Source organism: Rubellimicrobium sp. CFH 75288, assembly GCF_009904055.1.
Classification (GTDB): domain Bacteria; phylum Pseudomonadota; class Alphaproteobacteria; order Rhodobacterales; family Rhodobacteraceae; genus Rubellimicrobium.
The window spans coordinates 227,897-248,716 of sequence record NZ_WYDP01000005.1 but is presented as its reverse complement, the minus strand read 5'-3'; the positions used below and the strand labels follow the sequence as shown (position 1 = coordinate 248,716).

The following is a 20,820-nucleotide window of genomic DNA, read 5'->3' as shown; positions in this document are numbered from 1 at the left end:
CTTCAGAGAGACGGTCGAATGGGTCGGGAGACCCGCCAAGCATAACTGCGCGCACTGTTTCTTTTGGCACACCGGCTTGTCGGTTCGCCATAATCTCTGCAGCGCCTTCCCGCATTAATAGACAGAGCTCGTCTTGGTCTGAAACGAAGCCATCTGATGATGTTGATGCAGTATCGCATCCACCTATTAGGACCAGTGCAAGCAAAGCTAAGGTTTGCACACGTTGCGCGACCATTTTGCTGCCCCCAGCGTAATCATTCCGGTGAAGGCATCGTAGCAACATCAAGGGCATGCTGGAAAGATGTCCGTTGCGCTTAACTCAGCACAGCAGACTAGCGCCCCTTCCAGACCGGGTCGCGCTTCTCGGCGAAGGCGCGGAAGCCCTCCATCATGTCCTCGGAGGCGTAGAGGCGGTCCACGGTGGGAAGCTGGCGCTTCGTGATCCGGTTGAGCGCGTCCTGGAACTTGGAGTCCTCGGCGTCGCGGACGACTTCCTTGATCGCGGCCATCACGAGGGGGGGGCCGGAGGCGATCAGGCGGGCCATTTCCCAGGCCTGCGCCATCAGGTCGGCCGCCGGGACCACGCGGTTCACGAGGCCCCAGCGATGCGCCTCCTGCGCGTCGATCCAGCGCCCCGTCAGCAGCAGCTCCATCGCGATGTGATAGGGGATGCGCTTGGGCAGCTTGATCGAGGCGGCGTCGGCCACGGTGCCCGACCGGATCTCGGGCAGGGCGAAGGTCGCGTGCTCGGCGGCGAGGATGATGTCGCAGCTGAGCGCCAGTTCCAGCCCGCCGCCGCAGCAGATGCCGTTGACGGCGGCGATCACGGGCTTGTTGAGGCCCGGCAGTTCCTGAAGCCCGCCGAAGCCCCCCACGCCATAGTCGCCGTCCACCGCGTCGCCCGCGGCGGCGGCCTTGAGGTCCCATCCGGGGCAGAAAAACTTGGGCCCCGCCCCGGTGACGATGGCCACGCGCAGGTCGGGGTCGTCGCGGAAGGTCCTGAACGTCTCGCCCATGACGCGGCTGGTGGCGAGGTCGATCGCGTTGGCCTTGGGCCGGTCAAGCACGACCTCGAGGACGTGGCCCTCGCGGCGGGTCTTGAGGGGGCTGTCGGTCATGGCTCCTCCAGTCGGATCAGGGCGTCCACCGCCACGGCGCCCGAGGGCGAGGCGATGAGGGGGTTCACGTCGAGTTCAAGAAGGTGCGCGGCCTCGGCCTCGGCATAGCGGGCGACGGCCTCGACCGCGTCGAGAAGGGCCTCGCGGTTGGCGGGGGGCGCGCCGCGGTAGCCGTCGAGCAGGGGGGCGAGGCGCAGGGATCGCAGCGCCCCGTCGATGGCGTCGCGCCCGGCGGGCAGGACCAGCGTGGCGCTGTCGCGCAGCATCTCGGTCAGCACGCCGCCGGCGCCGAGCGTCAGCGCGAGAAGGCCCGTCGCGTCGCGGGTCACGCCCACCAGCAGCTCGACGCCCTTGGGCGCCATCTCCTCGAGGAGAAGGCCGGTGCCGAGCGGGGCGAGGCGGTCCGCGGCCTCGCGCAGCGCGGTTTCGTCGTTGAGGTTCAGGGCGACGGCCCCGGCCTCGGTCTTGTGGGCGACGCCCAGCGCCTTGAGGGCGAGGGGGAAGCGCAGGCCGCGCGCGGCGGCGCCGATCCCCCCGGCGTCCGGGGCGGTGGCGGAGGCGGGGACGGGCAGGCTGTGGGCGGCGAGCGCGGCCTTGGCCTCGGCCTCCGAGAGCGTGCGTGCCTCGCCCCCCTTGGCGGGGCCGAGCAGGGCAGGGGTCGGCTCCGCGCGCAGGCGGCCCGCGCGGATCGCGGCGTCGATGGCGGCGACGGCATCCTCCATCCCGTGCAGGACGGCGACGCCGCCCCTCTCGAACTCGGCCGTCGGCCCTTCGTCGATCGCCTCGGGGAGAGAGGCCACCACGGCGGCGCGCGCCCCGGTGCGGGCCTTCGCCGCAAGGATCGCCTCCACCGCGCAGCGCCAGGCGGCCCGGTCGCAGCGGTCGGGGCGCGGCAGATCGAGCACGAAGGCCGAAAGGTCGAAGCCCCCGTCCATGACCGTGGCGAAGGTCTCGGTCATCCGGGGTGTGTCGCCCCAGATGAAGGTGTGGTGGTCGAGCGGGTTCGCGACCGTCACGAGCGGCCCGAGGATGTCGCGGAGGCGCGAGGCCGTCGCGTCCGGGAAGGGCGCCCAGCGGATCTGCGTCCCCTCGGCCGCATCGGCCATCAGCGACGCCTCGCCCCCCGAGCAGGACACCGACACGACATCCGGCCCCCCGAGAGGGCCGCCGTGATGGAGGAGCTTGAGCGTCTCGAGAAGGGCGCCGAGGCCCCGCACCTCGGTGCAGCCCGTCCGGCGCAGGAAGGCGGAGGCGACGGCGGGGCCGCCGGCGAGCGAGGCGGTGTGCGAGAGGGTGGCGGCCTGCGCGGCCTCGGACCGGCCGGCCTTGAGGACGACGACGGGCTTGCCGAGGGCGCGCGCCTCGGCCGCCATCGCCTCGAAGGCGCGGAGGTCGCCGAACCCCTCGACATGGAGGCCCACGGCGGTCACGCGGGGGTCGCGCAGGGCGGCGGCGGCCAGCGCGGCGAGGCCGGTCTGGGCTTGGTTGCCCGCCATCAGCACATAGGCGATGGGCAGGCCGCGCCGCTGCATCGTCAGGTTGATCGCGACGTTGGAGGACTGGCCGATCAGGGCCACGCCGCTATCCACCGGCACCAGCCCGTGCTGGTCGGGCCAGAGCGCCACCCCGTCGAGCGCGTTCAGCAGGCCGTAGCAATTGGGCCCGAGGATCGGCATCGGTCCCGCGGCCTCGACGAGGCGCGCCTGGAGCGCGTCGTCGCCCGCCTCCCTGAAGCCGCTCGCGAAGCAGACCGCGCCGCCCGCGCCCATCGCGGAGAGGGCGGCCACGACCTCCACCGTCGCCTCGCGGTTGACTCCGACGAACACCGCGTCCGGGGCGGCGGGCAGGTCGGCGAGCGCGCGCAGGCAGGGGATGCCCGCGATGGCCTCGCGCCGCGGGTGGACCGGCCAGATCGGGCCGGGGAAGCCGGCCTTCCTGAGCTGGACCACCACGTTCTCGGCCCAGCCGCCCCCCAGCACGGCGACGGAGGACGGACGCAGGAGGCGGGAGAGGTCGGGGGCGGGGGCGAGCACGGTCACGCCCCGAACGGGCGCAGGAGCGCGCGGGAGATGATGTGGCGCTGGATCTCGCTCGTGCCCTCCCAGATCCGTTCCACCCGGGCGTCGCGCCAGATGCGCTCGAGCGGAAGCTCGTCCATCAGGCCCATGCCGCCGTGGATCTGGATGGCCTCGTCCGCGACCATGGCGAGCATCTCGGTCGCCTTGAGCTTGGCCGCGGCCATGTCGGCGTCGGTCACGGTGCCCTGGTCGAACTTCCAGCCCGCCTCGAGGATCATGAGTTCGGCGGCCTTCATCTCCACGGCCATGTCGGCGAGCTTGAAGCCGACCCCCTGGAAGCGGCCGATGGGCTGGCCGAACTGGGTGCGCGTGGCGGCCCATTCCACGGCATGGGCAAAAGCGCGCTCGGCCCGGCCGAGGCATGTCGCGCCAACCTGGAGCCGCGTCGCGCCGAGCCAGTCGTTGGCGACCTCGAAGCCCTTGTGCGGCTCGCCCAGCACCTGTTCGGCGGGCAGGCGGACATCGTCGAACTCGATGATGCTGTTGGTGTAGCCGCGGTGGCTGACGTTGCGGTAGCCCTCGCGGATCGTGAGGCCCGGCGTGTCGCGGTCCACGAAGAAGGCGGTGATGCGCTTCTTCCTGCCGCGCGGCGTCTCCTCCTCGCCGGAGGCCATGAAGGCGATCACGAAGCCCGCGATGTCGGCATGCGAGATGAAGTGCTTGGTGCCGTTGAGCACCCAGTCCGTCCCGTCCTGCCGCGCGCTGGCCTTCATGCCGCGCAGGTCGCTTCCCGCCCCCGGCTCGGTCATGGCGAGGCAGTCCCAGGTCTCGCCCCGGACGCAGGGCGCGAGATACTTCTCCCGCTGCTCGGGGGTGCCCGCGCAGAGGATGTTGGAGGGGCGGGCGACGCAGGTCCAGTGGAGGGCGTAGTTCGCGCGGCCCAGTTCCTTCTCGTAGAGGAGCCAGGTGAGGGTATCGAGGCCCGCGCCGCCGTATTCCTCGGGGATGTTGGCGGCGTAGAGGCCGGCCGCGATGGCCTTGGCCTTGACCTCCTCGATGACCTCGCGGCGCAGGTGGCCGGTGCGCTCGACCTCGGCCTCGTGGGGGTAGAGCTCGTTCTCGACGAAGCTGCGCGTCGTCTCGACGATGAGCTTCTGCTCGTCGGTCAGTCCGAAATGCATGGCTTACCCCTTGGGCTGGCCGACATGACGGCCGAGGCCCTCGGGCCTCGGGAGGGCGGCGTGGAGGGCGGCGACGCGGTCGATACGGGCGCGGATGGCGGGCGGCGGCTCGGCCGCGGCGCGGGCGCGGAGGTCCATGTGGATCAGGAGGTGCTCGGCCGTGGCGAGGTCGTGCCCGTCGGCATGGCGCATGCGGTGAAAGAGGTGGATCTTGCGCGCGGCGGCCGAGATCACCTGCGTTTCCACCCGGATGTCCTCGTCGCGGGAGACCTCGGCGAGGTGGCGGAGGTGGGTCTCGGCGGTGAAGATCGAGTGGCCGGCGGCGACGGCCTCGGCGTCGATGCCCACCATGCGCATGAAGCCGTCGGTGGCGAGCGCGAAGGCCTCGAGATACTTCGACTCGGTCATGTGGCCGTTGTAGTCGAGCCAGTGGGCGGGGACGCGCAGCGCCAGCGTCGGCAGCGGCGCGGACCAGTCGGGCTCGGGCGCCTCGGCGGCCAGCCGCGCCTCGTGCTCGGCCAGAAGGGCGCCGGCGCCCCAGTTCGTCGCCTGCAGCGCCTTCTGGATCGCCACGAGGTTGTCGTCGCGGATGCGCTCCATCTCGCGGATGGGGATGTGGCCGGACTGGGCGTCGGACTGGCCGGCGATCAGGTCCACCAGCGCGTCGTCGAAGGGGGGCACGTCGGTGAGCCGCGTCCAGGGCCACTGGAGGCAGGGGCCGAACTGGGCCATGAAGTGGCGCATCCCGGCCTCGCCCCCGGCGACGCGGTAGGTGTCGAACACCCCCATCTGCGCCCAGCGCAGCCCGAAGCCGTAGCGCACGATGTCGTCGAGTTCCTGCGTGGTGCAGATGCCGTCGCGGATGAGCCAGAGCGCCTCGCGCCAGAGCGATTCGAGCAGCCGGTCGGCGACAAAGGCCTCGATCTCCTTGCGGATGCGGACGGGCTTCATGCCGAGCGTGGGGTAGAAGGCCATCGCGCGGCCGATCGCCTCCTCGGAGGTGCGGGTGCCGCCCACGATCTCGACCACCGGCAGGAGATAGACGGGGTTGAAGGGATGGGCGACGAGGAGGCGTTCGGGGTGGCGCAGCGGGGCCTGGAGGTCGGAGGGCTTGAGGCCGCTCGTGCTCGACGCGATCAGCGCGTCGGGGGCGGCGGTCGTCTCGGCCTCGGCATAGACCCTGTGCTTGATCTCCAGCCGCTCGGGGACGGCCTCCACCACGAGGTCGGCGCCGGTGCAGGCATCGGCGACCGAAGGCGCCATGCGCAGGCGGCCCCTGGCGCGGCGGGGCGCGGTGTAGAGCTTGGCATAGGCCGCGTCGGCATTGGCGAGCGCCTCGTCCAGCCGGCGCCGCGCGTCGGGGGCGGGGTCGAACACGGCCACGTCGAGGCCGTTCTCGAGAAGCCGGGCGGCCCAGCCCGCGCCGATGACGCCGCCGCCGAGGACGGCCGTGCTGCGGATCGCCATGGTCACCACCGCCGCTCGAGGGCGAGGCGCTCGCGCACCTCGGCGGGGCCGAGAAGGCGCGCGCCCATCCCCTCGACGGTCCGGCGCGCGGCGGCGACGAGTTCGCCGTTGGTGGCGAGATGGCCCTTGCGCAGCCAGAGGTTGTCCTCGAGCCCGACGCGGACATGGCAGCCCGCGGCGACGGCGAGGCCCACATAGGGCAGCTGGTTGCGGCCGATGGAGAAGGCCGAGGCGATCCAGCCCTCGGGCACGGCCTGACGCATGGCGAGAAAGGTGGCGAGGTCGTCCGGCGCGCCCCAAGGGATGCCCATGCAGAGCTGGATCACGGTGGGGTCGTCGATCGCGCCCTGGTCCTTGAGCCACTTGGCGAGCAGGATGTGGCCGGTGTCGAAGGCCTCGATCTCGGGGCGCACCCCGAGGGCCTGGATGCCGCGCGCCATGGCGAGCAGCATGGGCGGCGTGTTGACCATGACGTAATCGCCCTCGCCGAAGTTCATGGTGCCGCAATCGAGAGTGCAGATCTCGGGCCGGATGGAGGCGACATGGGCGAGCCGCTCGGTCGCGCCGGCCATGTCGGTGCCCTGCGCCGCGGGCGGAAGGGGCCTTTCCGGGTCGCCCAGCGTGAGGTCGCCGCCCATCCCGGCGGTGAGGTTGAGGACCATGTCGGTCCCCGAATCGCGCAGGCGGTCCACCACCGCCTCGTAGAGCGAGACGTCCCGCGCGGCCTTGCCCGTCTCGGGGTTGCGGACATGGATGTGGACCACGGCGGCGCCGGCCGCGGCCGCCTCGAGGCAGGCGGCGGCGATCTGGTCGGGCGTCACGGGCACCTTGTCGGAGCGGGCGGTGGTGTCGCCCGCGCCCGTCACGGCGCAGGTGATGAACACGTCCCGGCTGGGCGTGAGCGGCATGGATGATCCCCCCTTGGTCGTCGCCGGCCACACTGGCAGCGGTTGGTTAAGAAAGGGTTGACCCACCGCGCGTTGCGTTTGACGTTTCGCGCAATGTCAAACCGTTTCGCCATCGAGGTGCTCGTGCTGCCCGGCGCGTCGCTGATGACGACGGCCTGCACGATCGAGCCCTGGCGCGCGCTGGGGCGGGTGCGGGGGGATGCGGGGGCGGCCTGGCGGGTCCGGTCGCTGGACGGGGCGCCCGTGGCGCTGAGCTGCGGGCTGCCCTTTCCGGTGCAGGGCGCGCTGGAGGAGGGGCTGCGGGGTGACGTGCTGGCGGTGGTGGGAGGCATCGACGCGGCCGGGCACGCGCGGCCCGCCCTGCCGCTGCTGCGGCGGCTGGCGGGGCGGTTCGAGCTGGTGGCGGGGATCGAATCGGGGGCCTGGGTGCTGGGGGCGATGGGGCTGCTCACGGGGCGGCGGGCGACGGCGCATTGGGAGGATCTCGAGGATTTCCTGATCCTGCACGGCGAGGCGGACGTGCGGCCCGACCGCTGGGTGATCGACGGGCGGGTGGCGACGGCGGGGGGCGCCTCGCCCGCCTTCGACCTGATGCTGCACCTGATCCGCGGGCGCTGGGGGCCCTCGGCCGCGCTCGATGTGGCGAGCGTGTTCGTCTATGACGAGACGCGCGCGGCGGCCGAGCCGCAGCCCTTCGTGAGCCTGGGCCGTCTGGAGCAGCGCGAGCCGCGGGTGGCGGCCGCGGTGCGGGCGATGGAGGGGGCGCTGGACCGGCCCCTGCCGGCCGAGGCGCTGGCGCGGCGCGCGGGGGTCTCGGTGCGCCGTCTCGAGATGCTGTTCCGCGAGACGCTGGGCACCTCGCCGGGGGCCTATTACCTCGGCCTAAGGCTCGCGGCGGCGCGGCGGCTGGTGACGGACACGGCGCTGCCCCTGGCGGAGGTGGCCGAGCGGACGGGGTTCGCGTCGCTCTCGGCCTTCTCGCGCGCGTTCCGGCGCCATGTCGGGCTGACGGCCCGCGCGGCGCGGGCGCAGGCGCGGGCGGGTCGGGCCGTCAGCGGCGAGGCGGCGGGGGGAGCGCCGCGCCGCTAGGCCAGACGGGCCGGGAACCCCTCGGCCCGCAGGTCGGTGCCGAGCGCGTCCTCGAGGAGCTTGACCACCTGCGTGCTCTGGGCCGCGCCGCCATAGACGGCGCGGGCGCGCCGGAAGGTCTGTTCGGTCAGGGCGGCGAGGTCGAGGGGCACGCCGAGCGCGCGGCCGTGCTCCATCGCGAAGCCGAGGTCCTTGAGCGCGAGGTCCATCGAGAAGCCCACGTCGTAGGAGCCGTTGAGGATGAGCTGGCCTTCGGTCTCGTGCACGAAGCTCGTGCCCGAGGAGGCGCGGATCGCCTCCCAGGACTGGGCGAGGTCGAGGCCCGCGCGGCGGGCGAGCATCAGCGCCTCGCCGTCGGCGACGAGGTGGATGAAGGCCAGCATGTTGGTGATGACCTTGATCACGGCGGCCGAGCCCAAGGGTCCCATGTGGAAGAGGCGGCCCCCCATCGCCTGAAGCGCGGGGCGGTGGAGGGCGAGGAGGTCCGCCTCGCCCCCGGCCAGCACGGTGATCTCGCCGCGATGGGCGAGGTGGACGCCGCCCGTCACCGGCGCCTCGAGCACGCGCAGGCCGGCCTCGGCCGCGCGGCGGCCCAGGCGCAGGATGTCGGCCTGGCCGAGGGTGGACATCTCGATCCAGGTGGCGCCGGGGCGCAGGGTGCCGATGAGCGCGTCGAGGACGGATTCGGAGGCGGCGGGGGAGGGCAGGCAGGTGATGACGGCGTCGCAGGCCCCCAGCGATTCGGGCCCGTCGGCCCAGTCCGCGCCCGCCTCGCGGTGGGGGGCGGCGCGGGTCTCGTCGCGGTCGTGGACCGTGAGGGCAAGGCCCCTGCGGCAGAGGTTCAGCGCCATCGCGCCGCCCAGTTCCCCCAGTCCCACGAAACCGTAGCGCATGTCCTGTCTCCCTGCCGGTCGCCGCGGCGTGCGCCCTGACGCCTCTGCCGGCTGGCCCGGCTGCGTCGCTTTCGGGGGCAAAACCGTCGCTTGGGCGGGGTGGATGCGACCCCCTCACGGCAGAGTGGCCGAAACGGACGGGACCCGGCCCCATGGGCGGTTGCGCGACGGGCGGGGCTGGGGAATGATCCGCGCCAACAAGAGAACCGGGTCCGACAGGGGAGAGGACGATGACCAGACTGATGGGGCCGGCACGGGCCGGCATCTCGCGCCGCGGCATCCTCAAGGGGGGCGCGGCGATCGGTGCGGCGACGCTGGTGACGCCCTGGGGCACGCCGCTGCGGGCCGAGCCGCGGCGGGGCGGCGTGCTGCGCATCGGGATCGCGCACGGCAACACCTCGGACAACGTGGACCCGGCCGTGGCCGAACACGTGTTCACCCAGATGGTGATCCAGGCGACCAACGTCTATCTGACGGAGATCCTGCCCGACGGCAGCCTGGTCGGCGAGGCGGCCGAAAGCTGGGAGGCGAGCGAGGACGCCGTCACCTGGACCTTCCGGCTGCGCGACGGCATCCGCTTCCATGACGGCCGCCCGCTGACGGCGGCGGATGTCGTGGCCTCGCTCGACTATCACCGAGGGGAGGGTTCGACCTCGGCCGTCAAGTCGCTGCTCGAGCAGGTGGCCGAGCTGCGCGCGGACGGGGACACGACGGTGGTGTTCGTCCTCTCGAGCGGGAACGCGGACTTCCCCTATGTGGTCTCCGACTACCACATGCCGATCAAGCCGGCGACGGACGGGGCGATCGACCCCCTGGGCACGGTGGGCGCCGGGCCCTTCGTCTTCGAGAGCTTCGAGCCGGGCGTGCGCGCGACCTTCACGCGCAACGACGACTACTTCAAGGAGGGGCGGCCCTATTTCGACGGGCTGGAACTGCTCTCGATCGTGGATGCGGCGGCGCGGCAGAACGCGCTGATCTCCGGCCAGGTGGATGTGATCGACGCGGTGGACCTGCCCACGGTGCACCTGCTCGAGCGGGCGCCGGGGATCCGCATCATCAGCCTCAACGGCGGGCAGCATTTCGGATTCCCGATGGACACGCGCGCCGCGCCCTTCTCGGACAACAACGTGCGGCTGGCGCTCAAGTACGCGATCGACCGGCAGGAGCTGGTGGACAAGATCCTGAGCGGCTACGGCTCGGTCGGCAACGACATGCCGGTGAACCCGTCCATGCCGTTCTTCGACGACACCATCGAGCAGCGCGAATACGACCCCGAGCGCGCCCGCTTCCACCTGCGCGAGGCGGGGATGGACTCGCTGTCGGTCGATCTCCACGTGGCCAACGCGGCCTTCGACGGGGCGATCGACGCCGGGCTGCTGTTCGCCGAGAGCGCGGCCGCCGCGGGCATCACCATCAACGTCGTGCGCGAGCCCGATGACGGCTACTGGTCCAACGTGTGGATGGTGAAGCCCTTTGTCGGCACCTACTGGGGCGGGCGGCCGGTCATGGACCTGATGTTCACCACCGCCTATGCCGCCGGCGCCGAGTGGAACGAGACCTTCTGGGACCATCCGCGCTTCAACGAGCTGCTGGTCGCCGCGCGCACCGAACTCGACCAGGGGCTGCGGCAGGAGATGTATTCGGAGATGCAGCGGATCGTGCGCGACGAGGGCGGCATCATCATCCCGATGTTCGCCAACTACACCATGGCCCACAGCGACCGGTTGGCCCATCCCGAGCAGGTGGGGGCGAACTGGGTGCTGGACGGCTTCCGGGCGCCGGAACGGTGGTGGTTCGCCTGACGGAAGCCATGCGGCCCCGGACCCTCCGGGGCCGCCCTGATACGGGGCAGGACGGATGGGCGTGATCGCGCGGATGGTGGCCCAGCGGCTGCTGCTGGGCCTTCTGGTGCTGTTCGCGGTCACCCTGGTGATCTTCGGCGCCATCGAGATGCTGGGCACGGATCTGGCGCAGGCGCAGCTGGGACAGGCGGCCACGGAGGAGACGCTGCGCGCGCTGCGCGAGCAGCTGGGCCTCGACCGGCCGGCCCATGTCCGCTACCTCGAATGGATCGCGGGGGCGGTGCAGGGCGATTTCGGCGTCTCGCTCGCCAACCGGCGGCCCATCGCGGACCTGATCGCCACCCGTCTGGGCAACACGCTGTTCCTGGCCGCCTATGCCGCGGTGCTCGCGGTGCCGCTGGCGATCGGGCTGGGGCTGCTCGCGGCCCTGTGGCGCAACTCGCTCTTCGACCGCACGGCCAACATGGCGACGCTGAGCACCATCGCGTTCCCCGAGTTCTTCGTGGCCTACATCCTGATCTTCCTGTTCGCCGGCACGGGGCTGTTTCCGACCATGGCTGCGGTGCGGCCGGGGATGGGGCTGCTCGACCGGCTGCACGTGACCTTCCTGCCCGCGCTGACGCTGACTCTGGTGACGACGGCGCACATGATGCGCATGACGCGGGCCGCGATCGTGAACCTGCTTGCGCAGCCCTATGTGGAGATGGCCCGCCTCAAGGGCATGAGCCGGGCGCGCGTGATCTGGCGCCACGCCCTGCCCAACGCGCTCGCCCCGATCATCAACGTGGTGGCGCTCAACCTCGCGTTCCTGATCACCGGGGTCGTGGTGGTGGAGGTGGTGTTCGTCTATCCGGGCCTCGGGCAGCTGATGGTGGACAGCGTGACGGTGCGCGACGTGCCGGTGGTGCAGGCGGCGGCGCTGATCTTCGCGGGGGCCTATGTGCTGCTGAACCTGCTCGCGGACGTGCTGTCCACGATCTCCAACCCCCGGCTGCTGCACCGGCGATGAGGGGGGGCGCGGCATGACCTTTCTCGCGCCACTGGGCTGGATCGCGGCGGCGGTCGCGCTGGGTGCGGCGCTGGGCTGGCTGTTCCGCGCGGTCGCGGCGGCGCTGGCCGGCGCCACGGCGCGGGGCGCGGCCGCGGCGCGCGCGCTGCGGGCCATGCCGCTCTCGGCCGCGTTCGGGATGGCGGTGATCCTGGTCTATGCGCTGGTGGGCCTGTTCGCCCCCTGGATCGCCCCCTTCAGCGAGCGGCAGGTGGTCGGCGGCCAGTACCTGCCCTGGAGCGCCGAGCACTGGCTGGGCACGGACCATCTGGGGCGCGACCTGTTCAGCCGGCTGGTCTATGGGGCGCGCAACACGGTGGGCATCGCGCTCGTGACGACGATGCTGGCCTTCGGGGTGGGCACGTCCCTGGGACTGCTCGCCGCGGCGGTGGGGGGCTGGCTCGACGGCGTGCTGAGCCGGATCGTGGACGTGCTGATGGCGATTCCGGCGCTGATCTTCGCGCTTCTGCTGCTGACGCTGCTGGGCCCGTCGATCCCCAACATGATCATCGTCATCGCCCTGATCGATTCGACCCGCGTCTTCCGGCTGGCGCGCGCGGTGGCCATGGACATCGTGGTGATGGACTATGTCGAGGCCGCGCGGCTGCGGGGCGAGGGCCTCTTGCGCATCATCGGGCGCGAGGTGCTGCCCAACGCCGCCGCCCCCCTGATCGCCGAGTTCGGCCTGCGCTTCTGCTTCGTGTTCCTGTCGATCTCAGCCTTGTCCTTCCTGGGCCTGGGCATCCAGCCGCCCACGGCCGACTGGGGCAGCATGGTGCGCGACACGGCCACGCTGATCACCTTCGGCGATCCCACGCCGCTGCTGCCCGCGGGCGCCATCGCGCTGCTGACGGTTGCGGTCAACTTCGTCGTGGACTGGCAGCTTCACCGCGCCTCGGGGCTCAAGGAATGACCGCGCCGCTTCTGGACATCCGGAACCTGACGATCGAGGGGCGCACCGAGACGGGCTGGGTGCCGCTGGTGCGCGACGTGTCGCTGACGCTGGCGCGCGGCGAGGTGCTGGGCCTGATCGGGGAGTCGGGGGCGGGCAAGTCCACCCTGGGCCTGGCCGCGATGGGCTATGTGCGCGACGGCTGCCGGATCGCGGCCGGAGAGGTGTGGTTCGACGGCACGGACCTGGCCGCCGCGCCCGAGCCGGTGCGCCGCGCCCTGCGCGGCAGCCGCATCGCCTATGTCGCCCAGTCGGCGGCCGCGAGCTTCAACCCCGCGCACCGGCTGATCGACCAGCATGTGGAGGCGCCGGTCGTTCACGGGATCGCCACCCGGCGCGAGGCCCAGCGCGACGCGGTGGAGCTGTATCGCCGGATGCGGCTGCCCGACCCGGAGGGGATCGGCTTCCGCTATCCGCACCAGGTCTCGGGCGGGCAGCTGCAGCGGGCGATGACGGCGATGGCGATGGCCTGCCGTCCCGACCTGATCGTGTTCGACGAGCCCACGACCGCGCTGGACGTGACCACGCAGATCGAGGTGCTGTCCACCATCCGCGACATCGTGCGCGGCTCGGGAACGGCGGCGATCTACATCACCCACGACCTCGCGGTGGTCGCGCAGATGGCCGACCGCATCAAGGTGCTGCTGCGCGGCGACGAGGTGGAGGAGGCGCCGACGCGCCGGATGCTGGCCGAGCCGCGCGAGGAGTACACCCGCTCGCTCTGGGCTGTGCGGACGCACCGGCGGCCCGAGAGGCCCCCGCCCGCGGGGGCGCCGCTCGTCTCGGCGCGGTTCGTGACGGCGGCCTACGGGGCGCTGACCGTGCTGCACGGGGTCAACCTGGACCTGCATGCGGGCCGCACGACGGCGGTGGTGGGCGAGTCGGGCTCGGGCAAGAGCACGCTGGCGCGGGTGGTGGCGGGGCTGCTGCCGCCCGCGCGGGGCGAGGTGCGGCTGGAGGGGCGGGTGCTGGCCCCGTCCTACCGGGCCCGGGCGCGCGACGACCTGCGGGCGATCCAGCTCATCTACCAGTCGGCCGACACGGCGCTGAACCCGCGCCAGCGGGTGCGCGAGATCGTGGGCCGGCCCGCATCCTTCTACGGCGGCCTGTCGGGGCCGGCGCTGGAGGCGCGGCTCGTCGAACTGATGGAGATGATCGAGCTGGACCCGCGGCGGTTCCTCGACCGCTTTCCGGCGGAATTGTCGGGGGGGCAGAAGCAGCGGGTGGGGATCGCGCGGGCGCTGGCGGCCGGGCCGCGCGTGCTGCTCTGCGACGAGGTGACGAGCGCGCTCGACCAGATCGTGGCGGAGGGGATCCTGAAGCTCTTGGACCGGCTGCAGGCGGAGCTGGGCCTGGCCATCATGTTCATCACGCACGACATCGCCACCGTGCGCGCCATCGCCGACGACGTGGTGGTGATGAAGGATGGCCGCGTGGTCACGGACGGGCCCAAGGCCGAGGTGCTGAGCCCGCCGCACGACCCCTATACGGAGCTTCTGCTGTCCTCGGTGCCGGAGATGGACCCCGACTGGCTGGACCGCGTGCTGGAGGAGCGGCGCCGGGCCGCGCGGTGAGATCCGGCGTCAGAGGCTGGAGGCCGTGCGCACGATGCCGAGCGAGCCGCCGATCAGGCCGATGATGCCTTGCGCCCCGGCCACGGGGCTCTCGGTCGCATAGACCAGATCGCCCGAGGCGATGCGGAACTCGCCTGCGCTGAACAGGCCGTCGGTCGTGGTCAGGTCGATCGTGAACACGACGCGCTGGTGGGTGGGGCCGGTCCCGTCCGCACGCACCGAGGAGGCGGGATACTCGCGCAGGATCAGCAGGCCGCGGGGATTGGCGCGCGTCTCGGCCACCCCGCCGATGATCGAGATGGCCTCGAGCGCGGTGATCTCGTCGCGGGGGAAGGGATGAACGGCCTCCGTCCCGGCCGCGCCCAGCGACAGGAAGAAGCGGTCGTCGGCCTGCACGATGACGCGGTCGCCGCCGCGCAGGGTTGTGTCGAGGCGGGGGTCCTCGAACAGGCGCCGCACGGAGGTGCCGAAGACCTGCCCGCCCCGCATCAGCGTGATCTGGGGGTTGTTGAGTCCCGGCTCGACCCCGCCGCCTTCGGCGATCAGCGACAGCACGCTGTAGCTCTGGTCGCGCAGCGGAAAGGAGCCCGGCGCGCGCACCCCGCCCACGAGGCTCACCATGTTGCCGCGCGTCTCGGCCAGTTCGAGCTGGACCTGCGCCGAAGGGGTCACCTCGGCATAGCGCGTCTCGATCGCGGCGCGGGCGCTTTCGGGGCTCATGCCGGCCACGCGCACCGTGCCGACATAGGGCATGAACACGGTGCCGCCCGCCGAGACCGTCACCGCATCCATGGCGATGGCGCGCTGGCCCGGCGCCGTCAGGAGCGAGTTGTCCTCGGCCGTCCAGATGGTCATGCGCAGCACGTCGCCCGGCGCGATGATGCGGTTCGGGGGCTCGGGCGTGGCGCTGATCCAGTGCAGGCGCCGCTCGCCCGGATGGGGCCAGGCGGCATAGACCGGCAGGAGCGCGCGGGTGACGGGCGCCACCATGAAATCGGCCGGGGTGGCGGCGTCGGTGCTGGCCTGCAGGATCTCGGATTCGAAGGCGGCGCCGCGGGGCAGTTCTCCGCAGGCGGCCAGGGCCAGGCAGATGAGGGCGGTCGCGAATGTGCGACAGGATCGGCGCAGTCCTCCGGCCCGCAGGAGGGGAACCGCGTCCGACGCGTCCCGTTGGGACGTTCCTGTCCGCATGATTGCGCCCCGCGCCCTCGATCCGCCGCCCGCGCGTGCACCCCGCTGGCGGGGGCCGCGTCGGTTCGCCTCACCCATAGCGGCAGAGAAGCAGCCGTGCAAACCCGTTCCGCGCCCCGGCCCGTCCGCGGGCGGCGCGATCGGCGGAGGCGGGCCGAGCCGGACGGATCAGACGAGGGACAGGTCGTCGGCCAGCATGGCCACCGTCAACGGCCCCCCGGCGGACTCGACCCGCAGGCTGTGGCCGCCGATCTCGAACAGGACGGCCGTGCCGTCCTGTCGGGCCAGACCGGGAAGGTCGGCCGCGCGCGGGGCCTGACCGGCCGCCCAGAGCGACCGCGCAAAACCGATCGTGTCGAGCCCATCCTGGAAGTCGAGGATGATGTCGCGGCCGCCGGAGAACACGAACATGTCCGCATCCCCTCCGCCCGCGAGCCGGTCGTTGCCGGGGCCCCCGTCGAGCCGGTCCGCCCCGCCGCCACCCTCCAGCCGGTCGTCGCCCGCGCCGCCGGAGAGGCTGTCCCGCCCCGTCCCGCCCAGAAGCCGGTCGTGGCCGTCGTCGCCCCAGAGCCAGTCATCCCCGCCATCGCCGCCCAGCAGGTCGTCGCCCGCCTCGCCCCGGAGCCGGTCCGGCCCCGGCCCGCCCCGGAGCGTGTCGCCGCCGGCGCCTCCGCGCAGTTCGTCCGCGCCGCCCTGCCCCGACAGGTGGTCGTCGCCGTCCCCGCCCCAGAGCCTGTCGTGGCCCCCCCTCCCCTCGAGACGGTCGTCGCCGCCCCGCCCCTCGAGCCGGTTGGCCGCGCCGTTGCCGATCACCCGGTCGGCGCCCTGACCCGCGACATAGGCTTCGATCACGGTGCCCGGCGCGATGACGAGGTTGCCGCGGAGCCCGAACACGTCCGAGACCGCGCCGGCGGCGAGGTTGACCCGCTGCGCCCGTCCGTCCTGGGAGAAATCGATCGTGTCGGTCCCGCCCTCGTCCCAGATGGTGAAGGTGGAGCGCGACAGCCCCTCGGCCGAGGCGAGCACGCGCGCGGCCGCGTGGCCCAGCGTGGTGCCGACGCCATAGATGGTGTCGCCGGCCGTCGGCCCGCCCCGGGCGGGGCCGTAGAGCGACTGGATGGCCAGGATGTCGGCCGCCATGGGACCCAGCACGCGCGCATAGCTGGCATCCACGTCCGTGTTCTCGATCTGGTCGAAATAGGACATGACGCTGGCCTGCCACGAATCGTTGCGGAACGCCGCGTCGCGGCCATAGACGGCACCCCCGTTGTAGGGACCGGGATGGCCCAGACCGAGCGCATGGCCGATCTCGTGCAGGTAGGTGTGGAAGGAGTAGCTGACCGTGCCCTGGCCGTAGCGGTCCAGCCAGCCCGTCCCGACATTCACCGTCACCGACCGCAGCCATCCCGATCCGGTAAAGACCGGCGCGGCATTGGAATGACTTCCCTGGTCGTCGAAGCGGATCTGGGCGCTTCCCGACACCTCGTGGAAGCGCAGGTCGGCGACCCCGGCCCAGGCGGCCAAGGCGTCGCGGGCGAGCGCGCGCCCCTCGGCCGTCAGGCCCGTCAGGTTCACGCTGATCGCCTTGGACTCCCAGCGGTGCGGGATCGTGCCGATGTCGCGCCAGTAGCCGGTGGCGATGTAGCCGGCGAGGGTCTGGAGCGGGGCGGGCCGGGGCGACATGGAGTCTCTCCGCGAAAGCCGGGATCTCGGTCGAAGGTGCGGACAGCAGGCCCTGTCCGACAAGCCGGAATAAGGCAGGATGATGAACGTTGCGGCCTGTGGTCCGGGGGCCACGCCGGAGGCCCTCGCGTCGCGGGAGGGGCTGCCCTAGGCTCGCGGCAGGAGGAGGCGCCATGATCCGCCCCGAGACCCGCCTTGCGACCCACGAGGTCCTGAACCAGCCCGATCCGCCCGCCGTGCCCTGCGACCCTTGGGCGGACGATCCAGTGCTGCGCGACCATCTCGCGGCCGAGGGGGGCGACCCAGGGCCCCCGGCGGCGCTGGGCGCCGCCATCGCCAGGCGCGACGCCTGGCGGCTGGGCGAGGCGGCGCGGCGCCACGGGCCCGCGCTGCGCGCCTTCGACCGCGGCGGGCGGCGGCTGGACGAGGTCGAGTTCCACCCCGCCTATCACGCGCTGATGGAGATGGGCCTGACGGCCGGCTATGCCGCGCGGCCCTGGACGGGCGGGGCGGGCGGCCACGCAGCCCATGCCGCCATGGTCTATCTGCTGAGCCAGGCCGAGCCCGGCGTCTGCTGCCCCATGACGATGACCTATGCCGCCGTGCCCGCGCTGCGCGCCGACGCAGAGCTGGAGGCGCTGTGGCGCCCGCGCCTCGCGGCGGCCGCCTACGACCCGCGTCTTGCGCCCGTGGGCGACAAGACGGCCGCGACGATGGGCATGGCGATGACCGAGAAGGGCGGGGGCAGCGACCTGCGCGGCACCACGACGCGGGCCGAGCCGGCGGACGGCGCCTGGCGGCTGACGGGGCACAAGTGGTTCTGTTCGGCGCCCATGTCGGACGGGTTCCTCACGCTGGCGCAGGCACCGGGGGGGCTGAGCTGCTTCGTGGTGCCGCGCTGGCTGCCCGACGGGGGGCGCAACGCCGTCCGCCTCGTGCGGCTCAAGGACAAGTGCGGCAACCGCGCCAACGCCTCGGCCGAGATCGAGTACGAGGGCGCCCTGGCGCACCGGCTGGGCCCCGAGGGGGAGGGCGTGCGCACGATCCTCGAGATGGTCCATCACACCCGGCTCGACACCGCGATGGCGCCCGCGGGGCTGATGCGCGCGGCCCTGCGCGAGGCGCTCTGGTGGTGCGAGGGGCGCACCGCCTTCCAGCGCCGCCTGATCGACCAGCCGCTGATGCGCGCGACCCTCGCCGACCTCGCGCTCGACTGGGAGGGGGCCCTGGCGCTGGGGCTGCGGGTCGCGGGCGCCTTCGACCGGGGCGAGCGGGCCTTCGCGCGCATCGGGGTGGCCCTGGCCAAGTTCCTGGCCAACAAGCGCGCCGTCCCCGTCATCGGCGAGGCGATGGAGGCGCTGGGCGGCATGGGCTATGTGGAGGACACGCCGCTGCCCATGCTCTACCGCGAGGCGCCGCTCAACGGGATCTGGGAGGGGTCGGGCAGCGTGATCGCGCTCGACATCCGCCGGACGCTGGGGCGGGAGCCGGCCGCGCGCGCGGCGCTGGAGGAGGAGTGGGACGCGGCGCGGGGGACCTCCCGGACCTACGATGCGGCGCTGCGGGATCTGCGCGCGCGCTGGCCGGGCGTGCCGGAGGAGGCGGAGGCGCGCGCCTTCGCCGAGCGGGCGGCGCTGCTGCTCGTGGCCTCGGTCCTGCTGCGGCGGGCGCCCGCTGCGGTGGGCGAGGGCTATGCGGCCGCGCGGCTGGGCGAGGGGCGCGCGCTGGTGGCGGGTGCGGGACCGGCGCCGGAGACGGAGGCCATCCTCGGGCGGCTGGGCGCGCGCTGAGGGCGGCTTTACACCGGCCCTCGGGCGGGCATGATCGGGGCGGGAGGTGCCGATGCAGACCAGCGACCGACCCCTGCGCGTCCTCGTCGTGGGTCTCGGAACGATGGGGCGCAGCCATGCCCTGGCCTATGAGGCGAGCCCCGGTTTCGCGATCGCGGGGCTCGTGAACCGCTCGCCCGTCCGCCTGCCGCCGCCGCTCGACCGCTACGCGGTGGAGCACGACCTGCGCGCGGCACTGGACCGGCTGCGGCCCGATGTGGTCTCCATCGCCACCCATCCCGACAGCCATGCCGGGATCGCGCTGGCAGCGCTGGAGGCGGGGGCGCATGTCTTTGTCGAAAAGCCCCTGGCGGCGACGCTGGCCGATGCGGAGGCGGTGGTCGCCGCGGCGGGGCGCGCCGGACGCAAGCTGGTCGTGGGCTACATCCTGCGCCACCATCCGGCCTGGATCCGTCTGATCGAGGAGGCGCGCGCGCTGGGCGGGCCCTGGGTGTTCCGCCTCAACCTCAACCAGCGCTCCACGGGGGACAGCTGGGCGGTGCACCGGCGGCTGATGGAATCGGTCTCGCCGCTGGTCGATTGCGGGGTGCATTACGTGGACGTGATGTGCCAGATCACCGATTCCGAGCCGGTGGAGGTGCGCGGCATGGGCGTGCGGCTGACGGAGGAGATCGCGCCGGACATGTACAATTACGGGCATTTCCAGGTGCTGTTCGCCGACGGCTCGGCCGGCTGGTACGAGGCGGGCTGGGGACCGATGATGTCGGAGACGGCGTTCTTCGTGAAGGACGTGATCTCGCCCGGCGGGGCCGTGTCGATCCGGGGAGACGAGAGCGGCGCGTCCGACGACCATGCGGTGCATGTCGGCACCAGCGCGCTGCGGCGCCATCGCACCGGCCGTCCGCCGGAGCTCCTGGCGGCCGGCGACGAGCCCGACCATCAGGGCCTCTGCGATCGCGAGGCAGCCTTTGTCGCCCGCGCGATCCGGGAGGATCTGGACCTGTCGCGCCATCTGCGCGACGCGCTGCGCTCGCTTGCCGTCTGCCTCGCTGCCGACGAGAGCGTGCGGACGGGCCGGCCGGTGAGGCTCGCATGAGGGCGGCCGAGTACAGGCGGCGGGGCCCCGCGCCCGAGGTGCTCCGACTCGTGGACCTGCCCGAGCCGCAGCCCGGCCCGGGCGAGGTGCGGGTGCGGGTGGCCGTCTCGGCCGTCAACCCGACCGACACCAAGGCGCGCGGCGTGCGGCCGGGGGACGCGGAGATGCCGTTTCCGGCCGTGACCCCGCACATGGACGGGGCGGGCACGATCGACGCCGTGGGCGAGGGCGTGGACCCCGCGCGCCTGGGCGAGCGCGTCTGGCTGTGGTTCGCCCAGCGCGGCCGGCCGCGGGGCACGGCGGCCGAATGGTGCGTCCTGCCCGCCGCGCGCGCCGCCCCGCTGCCCGAGCCCGCCACCTTCGAGGAGGGCGCCTGCCTGGGCATCCCGGCCATGACGGCGCATTACGCGCTGCTCGCCGACGGGCCCATCGCGGGGCGGACGGTTCTCGTGCAGGGGGGCGCGGGGGCGGTCGGGTTCTATGCGGTCCAGATGGCGCGGCTGCTGGGGGCGCGGGTGCTGGCCACCGCGAGCCGCCCCGAGGCCGTCCAACGCGCGCGGGAGGCGGGGGCGGACGTGGTGCTCGACCGCCGGGGGGGCGACCTCGCCGCCGCGATCCGGGCCGAAGCGCCGGAGGGCATCCACCGCCTCGTCGAGGTCGCCTTGGGCGCCAACCTGGACGTGAGCCTGGCCGTGCTGGCGCCGGGGGGGACGATCGCGGCCTATGCGTCGGACGCGGTGCCGCGCCCGGTCCTGGACTTCCGCGCCTTGATGCTGCGCGACGCGCGCCTTCATGCCGTGCTGATCTACGAGGCGGCCGAATCCGCGCTGCAGGCGGCCGTGCGCGACATCAACCGCTGGCTCGCGGAGGGGGCGCTGCGCCACCAGATCGGCCTGCGCCTGCCGCTGTCGCGCATCGTCGAGGCGCACGAGGCGATGGAGGGGGGCCGGGTGCTGGGCAAGATCGTGCTCGACCCCTCGGGCTGAGGGGCGCCGCGTCGCCACTGGCCG

General features: G+C 72.9%; 16 protein-coding genes. 8 read left to right on the top strand and 8 right to left on the bottom strand.

Annotated elements, in window-relative coordinates; translation table 11 throughout:
* Window positions 1-332: 332 nt before the first annotated feature.
* Genes GT358_RS06915 through GT358_RS06895 form a run of 5 tightly spaced genes read right to left on the bottom strand, consistent with a single transcriptional unit; the run spans window position 333 to window position 6,692 of the window.
* Window positions 333-1,118 carry a carnitinyl-CoA dehydratase gene (locus GT358_RS06915; RefSeq protein WP_166581862.1) on the bottom strand — a complete coding sequence of 262 codons (786 nt, stop codon included), beginning with the start codon at window positions 1,116-1,118 and terminating at the stop codon, window positions 333-335.
* Window positions 1,115-3,157: an acetate--CoA ligase family protein gene (locus GT358_RS06910; protein WP_371416237.1), complete on the bottom strand. Its 2,043-nt coding sequence runs from the start codon at window positions 3,155-3,157 to the stop codon at window positions 1,115-1,117. The genes GT358_RS06915 and GT358_RS06910 overlap by 4 nt, the downstream gene beginning before the upstream one ends.
* On the bottom strand, window positions 3,154-4,317 hold the full coding sequence (locus tag GT358_RS06905) for an acyl-CoA dehydrogenase family protein (protein ID WP_166581861.1): 1,164 nt from the start codon (window positions 4,315-4,317) through the stop codon (window positions 3,154-3,156). Before GT358_RS06905 ends, GT358_RS06910 begins: the two co-directional genes overlap by 4 nt.
* 3 nt (window positions 4,318-4,320) lie before the next feature.
* Window positions 4,321-5,784, bottom strand: coding sequence for a carnitine 3-dehydrogenase (locus tag GT358_RS06900; protein WP_166581860.1), 1,464 nt, complete (start codon window positions 5,782-5,784; stop codon window positions 4,321-4,323).
* 2 nt (window positions 5,785-5,786) lie between these two features.
* The gene (locus GT358_RS06895) at window positions 5,787-6,692 is read right to left on the bottom strand and encodes a 3-keto-5-aminohexanoate cleavage protein (RefSeq protein ID WP_166581859.1); all 906 of its coding nucleotides are present in this window, start codon (window positions 6,690-6,692) and stop codon (window positions 5,787-5,789) included.
* Between the two features lie 93 nt (window positions 6,693-6,785).
* On the opposite strand from GT358_RS06895, the gene GT358_RS06890 reads away from it, so the two are divergent.
* Window positions 6,786-7,781 carry a GlxA family transcriptional regulator gene (locus tag GT358_RS06890; RefSeq protein ID WP_166581858.1) on the top strand — a complete coding sequence of 332 codons (996 nt, stop codon included), beginning with the start codon at window positions 6,786-6,788 and terminating at the stop codon, window positions 7,779-7,781.
* Here GT358_RS06890 and GT358_RS06885 read toward each other — a convergent pair.
* A complete protein-coding gene (locus GT358_RS06885; RefSeq protein ID WP_166581857.1) occupies window positions 7,778-8,674 on the bottom strand; it encodes an NAD(P)-dependent oxidoreductase in 897 nt (298 codons plus the stop codon). The two genes, GT358_RS06890 and GT358_RS06885, sit on opposite strands and share 4 nt — an antisense overlap.
* A gap of 230 nt (window positions 8,675-8,904) precedes the next feature.
* Between GT358_RS06885 and GT358_RS06880 the strand changes: the two genes are divergently transcribed.
* The 4 genes from GT358_RS06880 to GT358_RS06865 are packed head-to-tail and all read left to right on the top strand — an operon-like array spanning window position 8,905 to window position 14,050.
* Window positions 8,905-10,476 (top strand): ABC transporter substrate-binding protein, encoded by a 1,572-nt coding sequence (locus GT358_RS06880; protein ID WP_166581856.1) that lies wholly within the window; start codon window positions 8,905-8,907, stop codon window positions 10,474-10,476.
* A gap of 55 nt (window positions 10,477-10,531) precedes the next feature.
* Entirely contained in the window at window positions 10,532-11,485 is a 954-nt protein-coding gene (locus tag GT358_RS06875; RefSeq protein WP_166581855.1) for an ABC transporter permease, read from the top strand.
* A gap of 13 nt (window positions 11,486-11,498) precedes the next feature.
* Window positions 11,499-12,437 carry an ABC transporter permease gene (locus tag GT358_RS06870; protein WP_166581854.1) on the top strand — a complete coding sequence of 313 codons (939 nt, stop codon included), beginning with the start codon at window positions 11,499-11,501 and terminating at the stop codon, window positions 12,435-12,437.
* Complete coding sequence (locus tag GT358_RS06865; protein ID WP_166581853.1) at window positions 12,434-14,050, top strand: ABC transporter ATP-binding protein; 1,617 nt, start codon at window positions 12,434-12,436, stop codon at window positions 14,048-14,050. Before GT358_RS06870 ends, GT358_RS06865 begins: the two co-directional genes overlap by 4 nt.
* A gap of 9 nt (window positions 14,051-14,059) precedes the next feature.
* Here the strand turns inward: GT358_RS06865 and GT358_RS06860 are convergent, their stop codons facing one another.
* Window positions 14,060-15,241: a polysaccharide biosynthesis/export family protein gene (locus tag GT358_RS06860; protein ID WP_166581852.1), complete on the bottom strand. Its 1,182-nt coding sequence runs from the start codon at window positions 15,239-15,241 to the stop codon at window positions 14,060-14,062.
* 168 nt (window positions 15,242-15,409) lie between these two features.
* On the bottom strand, window positions 15,410-16,924 hold the full coding sequence (locus tag GT358_RS06855; RefSeq protein WP_166581851.1) for a M10 family metallopeptidase C-terminal domain-containing protein: 1,515 nt from the start codon (window positions 16,922-16,924) through the stop codon (window positions 15,410-15,412).
* 173 nt (window positions 16,925-17,097) lie between these two features.
* Here GT358_RS06855 and GT358_RS06850 point away from each other — a divergent pair, with 173 nt between their 5' ends.
* From GT358_RS06850 to GT358_RS06840, 3 genes are read left to right on the top strand one after another with little or no spacing between them, the layout of a single operon-like run.
* Window positions 17,098-18,714: an acyl-CoA dehydrogenase family protein gene (locus GT358_RS06850; protein WP_166581850.1), complete on the top strand. Its 1,617-nt coding sequence runs from the start codon at window positions 17,098-17,100 to the stop codon at window positions 18,712-18,714.
* A 52-nt stretch (window positions 18,715-18,766) separates the two neighbouring features.
* On the top strand, window positions 18,767-19,810 hold the full coding sequence (locus tag GT358_RS06845; protein WP_166581849.1) for a Gfo/Idh/MocA family protein: 1,044 nt from the start codon (window positions 18,767-18,769) through the stop codon (window positions 19,808-19,810).
* Complete coding sequence (locus GT358_RS06840) at window positions 19,807-20,796, top strand: NADPH:quinone reductase (RefSeq protein WP_166581848.1); 990 nt, start codon at window positions 19,807-19,809, stop codon at window positions 20,794-20,796. The genes GT358_RS06845 and GT358_RS06840 overlap by 4 nt, the downstream gene beginning before the upstream one ends.
* The last annotated feature ends 24 nt before the right edge of the window (window positions 20,797-20,820 follow it).

Coding starts and splice junctions, on each gene's coding strand:
- GT358_RS06915 (WP_166581862.1), bottom strand. CDS start 1,118: ATGACCGACAGCCCCCTCAAGACCCGCCGCGAGGGCCACGTCCTCGAG.
- GT358_RS06905 (WP_166581861.1), bottom strand. CDS start 4,317: ATGCATTTCGGACTGACCGACGAGCAGAAGCTCATCGTCGAGACGACG.
- GT358_RS06900 (WP_166581860.1), bottom strand. CDS start 5,784: ATGGCGATCCGCAGCACGGCCGTCCTCGGCGGCGGCGTCATCGGCGCG.
- GT358_RS06895 (WP_166581859.1), bottom strand. CDS start 6,692: ATGCCGCTCACGCCCAGCCGGGACGTGTTCATCACCTGCGCCGTGACG.
- GT358_RS06890 (WP_166581858.1), top strand. CDS start 6,786: ATGTCAAACCGTTTCGCCATCGAGGTGCTCGTGCTGCCCGGCGCGTCG.
- GT358_RS06885 (WP_166581857.1), bottom strand. CDS start 8,674: ATGCGCTACGGTTTCGTGGGACTGGGGGAACTGGGCGGCGCGATGGCG.
- GT358_RS06880 (WP_166581856.1), top strand. CDS start 8,905: ATGACCAGACTGATGGGGCCGGCACGGGCCGGCATCTCGCGCCGCGGC.
- GT358_RS06875 (WP_166581855.1), top strand. CDS start 10,532: ATGGGCGTGATCGCGCGGATGGTGGCCCAGCGGCTGCTGCTGGGCCTT.
- GT358_RS06870 (WP_166581854.1), top strand. CDS start 11,499: ATGACCTTTCTCGCGCCACTGGGCTGGATCGCGGCGGCGGTCGCGCTG.
- GT358_RS06865 (WP_166581853.1), top strand. CDS start 12,434: ATGACCGCGCCGCTTCTGGACATCCGGAACCTGACGATCGAGGGGCGC.
- GT358_RS06860 (WP_166581852.1), bottom strand. CDS start 15,241: ATGCGGACAGGAACGTCCCAACGGGACGCGTCGGACGCGGTTCCCCTC.
- GT358_RS06855 (WP_166581851.1), bottom strand. CDS start 16,924: ATGTCGCCCCGGCCCGCCCCGCTCCAGACCCTCGCCGGCTACATCGCC.
- GT358_RS06850 (WP_166581850.1), top strand. CDS start 17,098: ATGATCCGCCCCGAGACCCGCCTTGCGACCCACGAGGTCCTGAACCAG.
- GT358_RS06845 (WP_166581849.1), top strand. CDS start 18,767: ATGCAGACCAGCGACCGACCCCTGCGCGTCCTCGTCGTGGGTCTCGGA.
- GT358_RS06840 (WP_166581848.1), top strand. CDS start 19,807: ATGAGGGCGGCCGAGTACAGGCGGCGGGGCCCCGCGCCCGAGGTGCTC.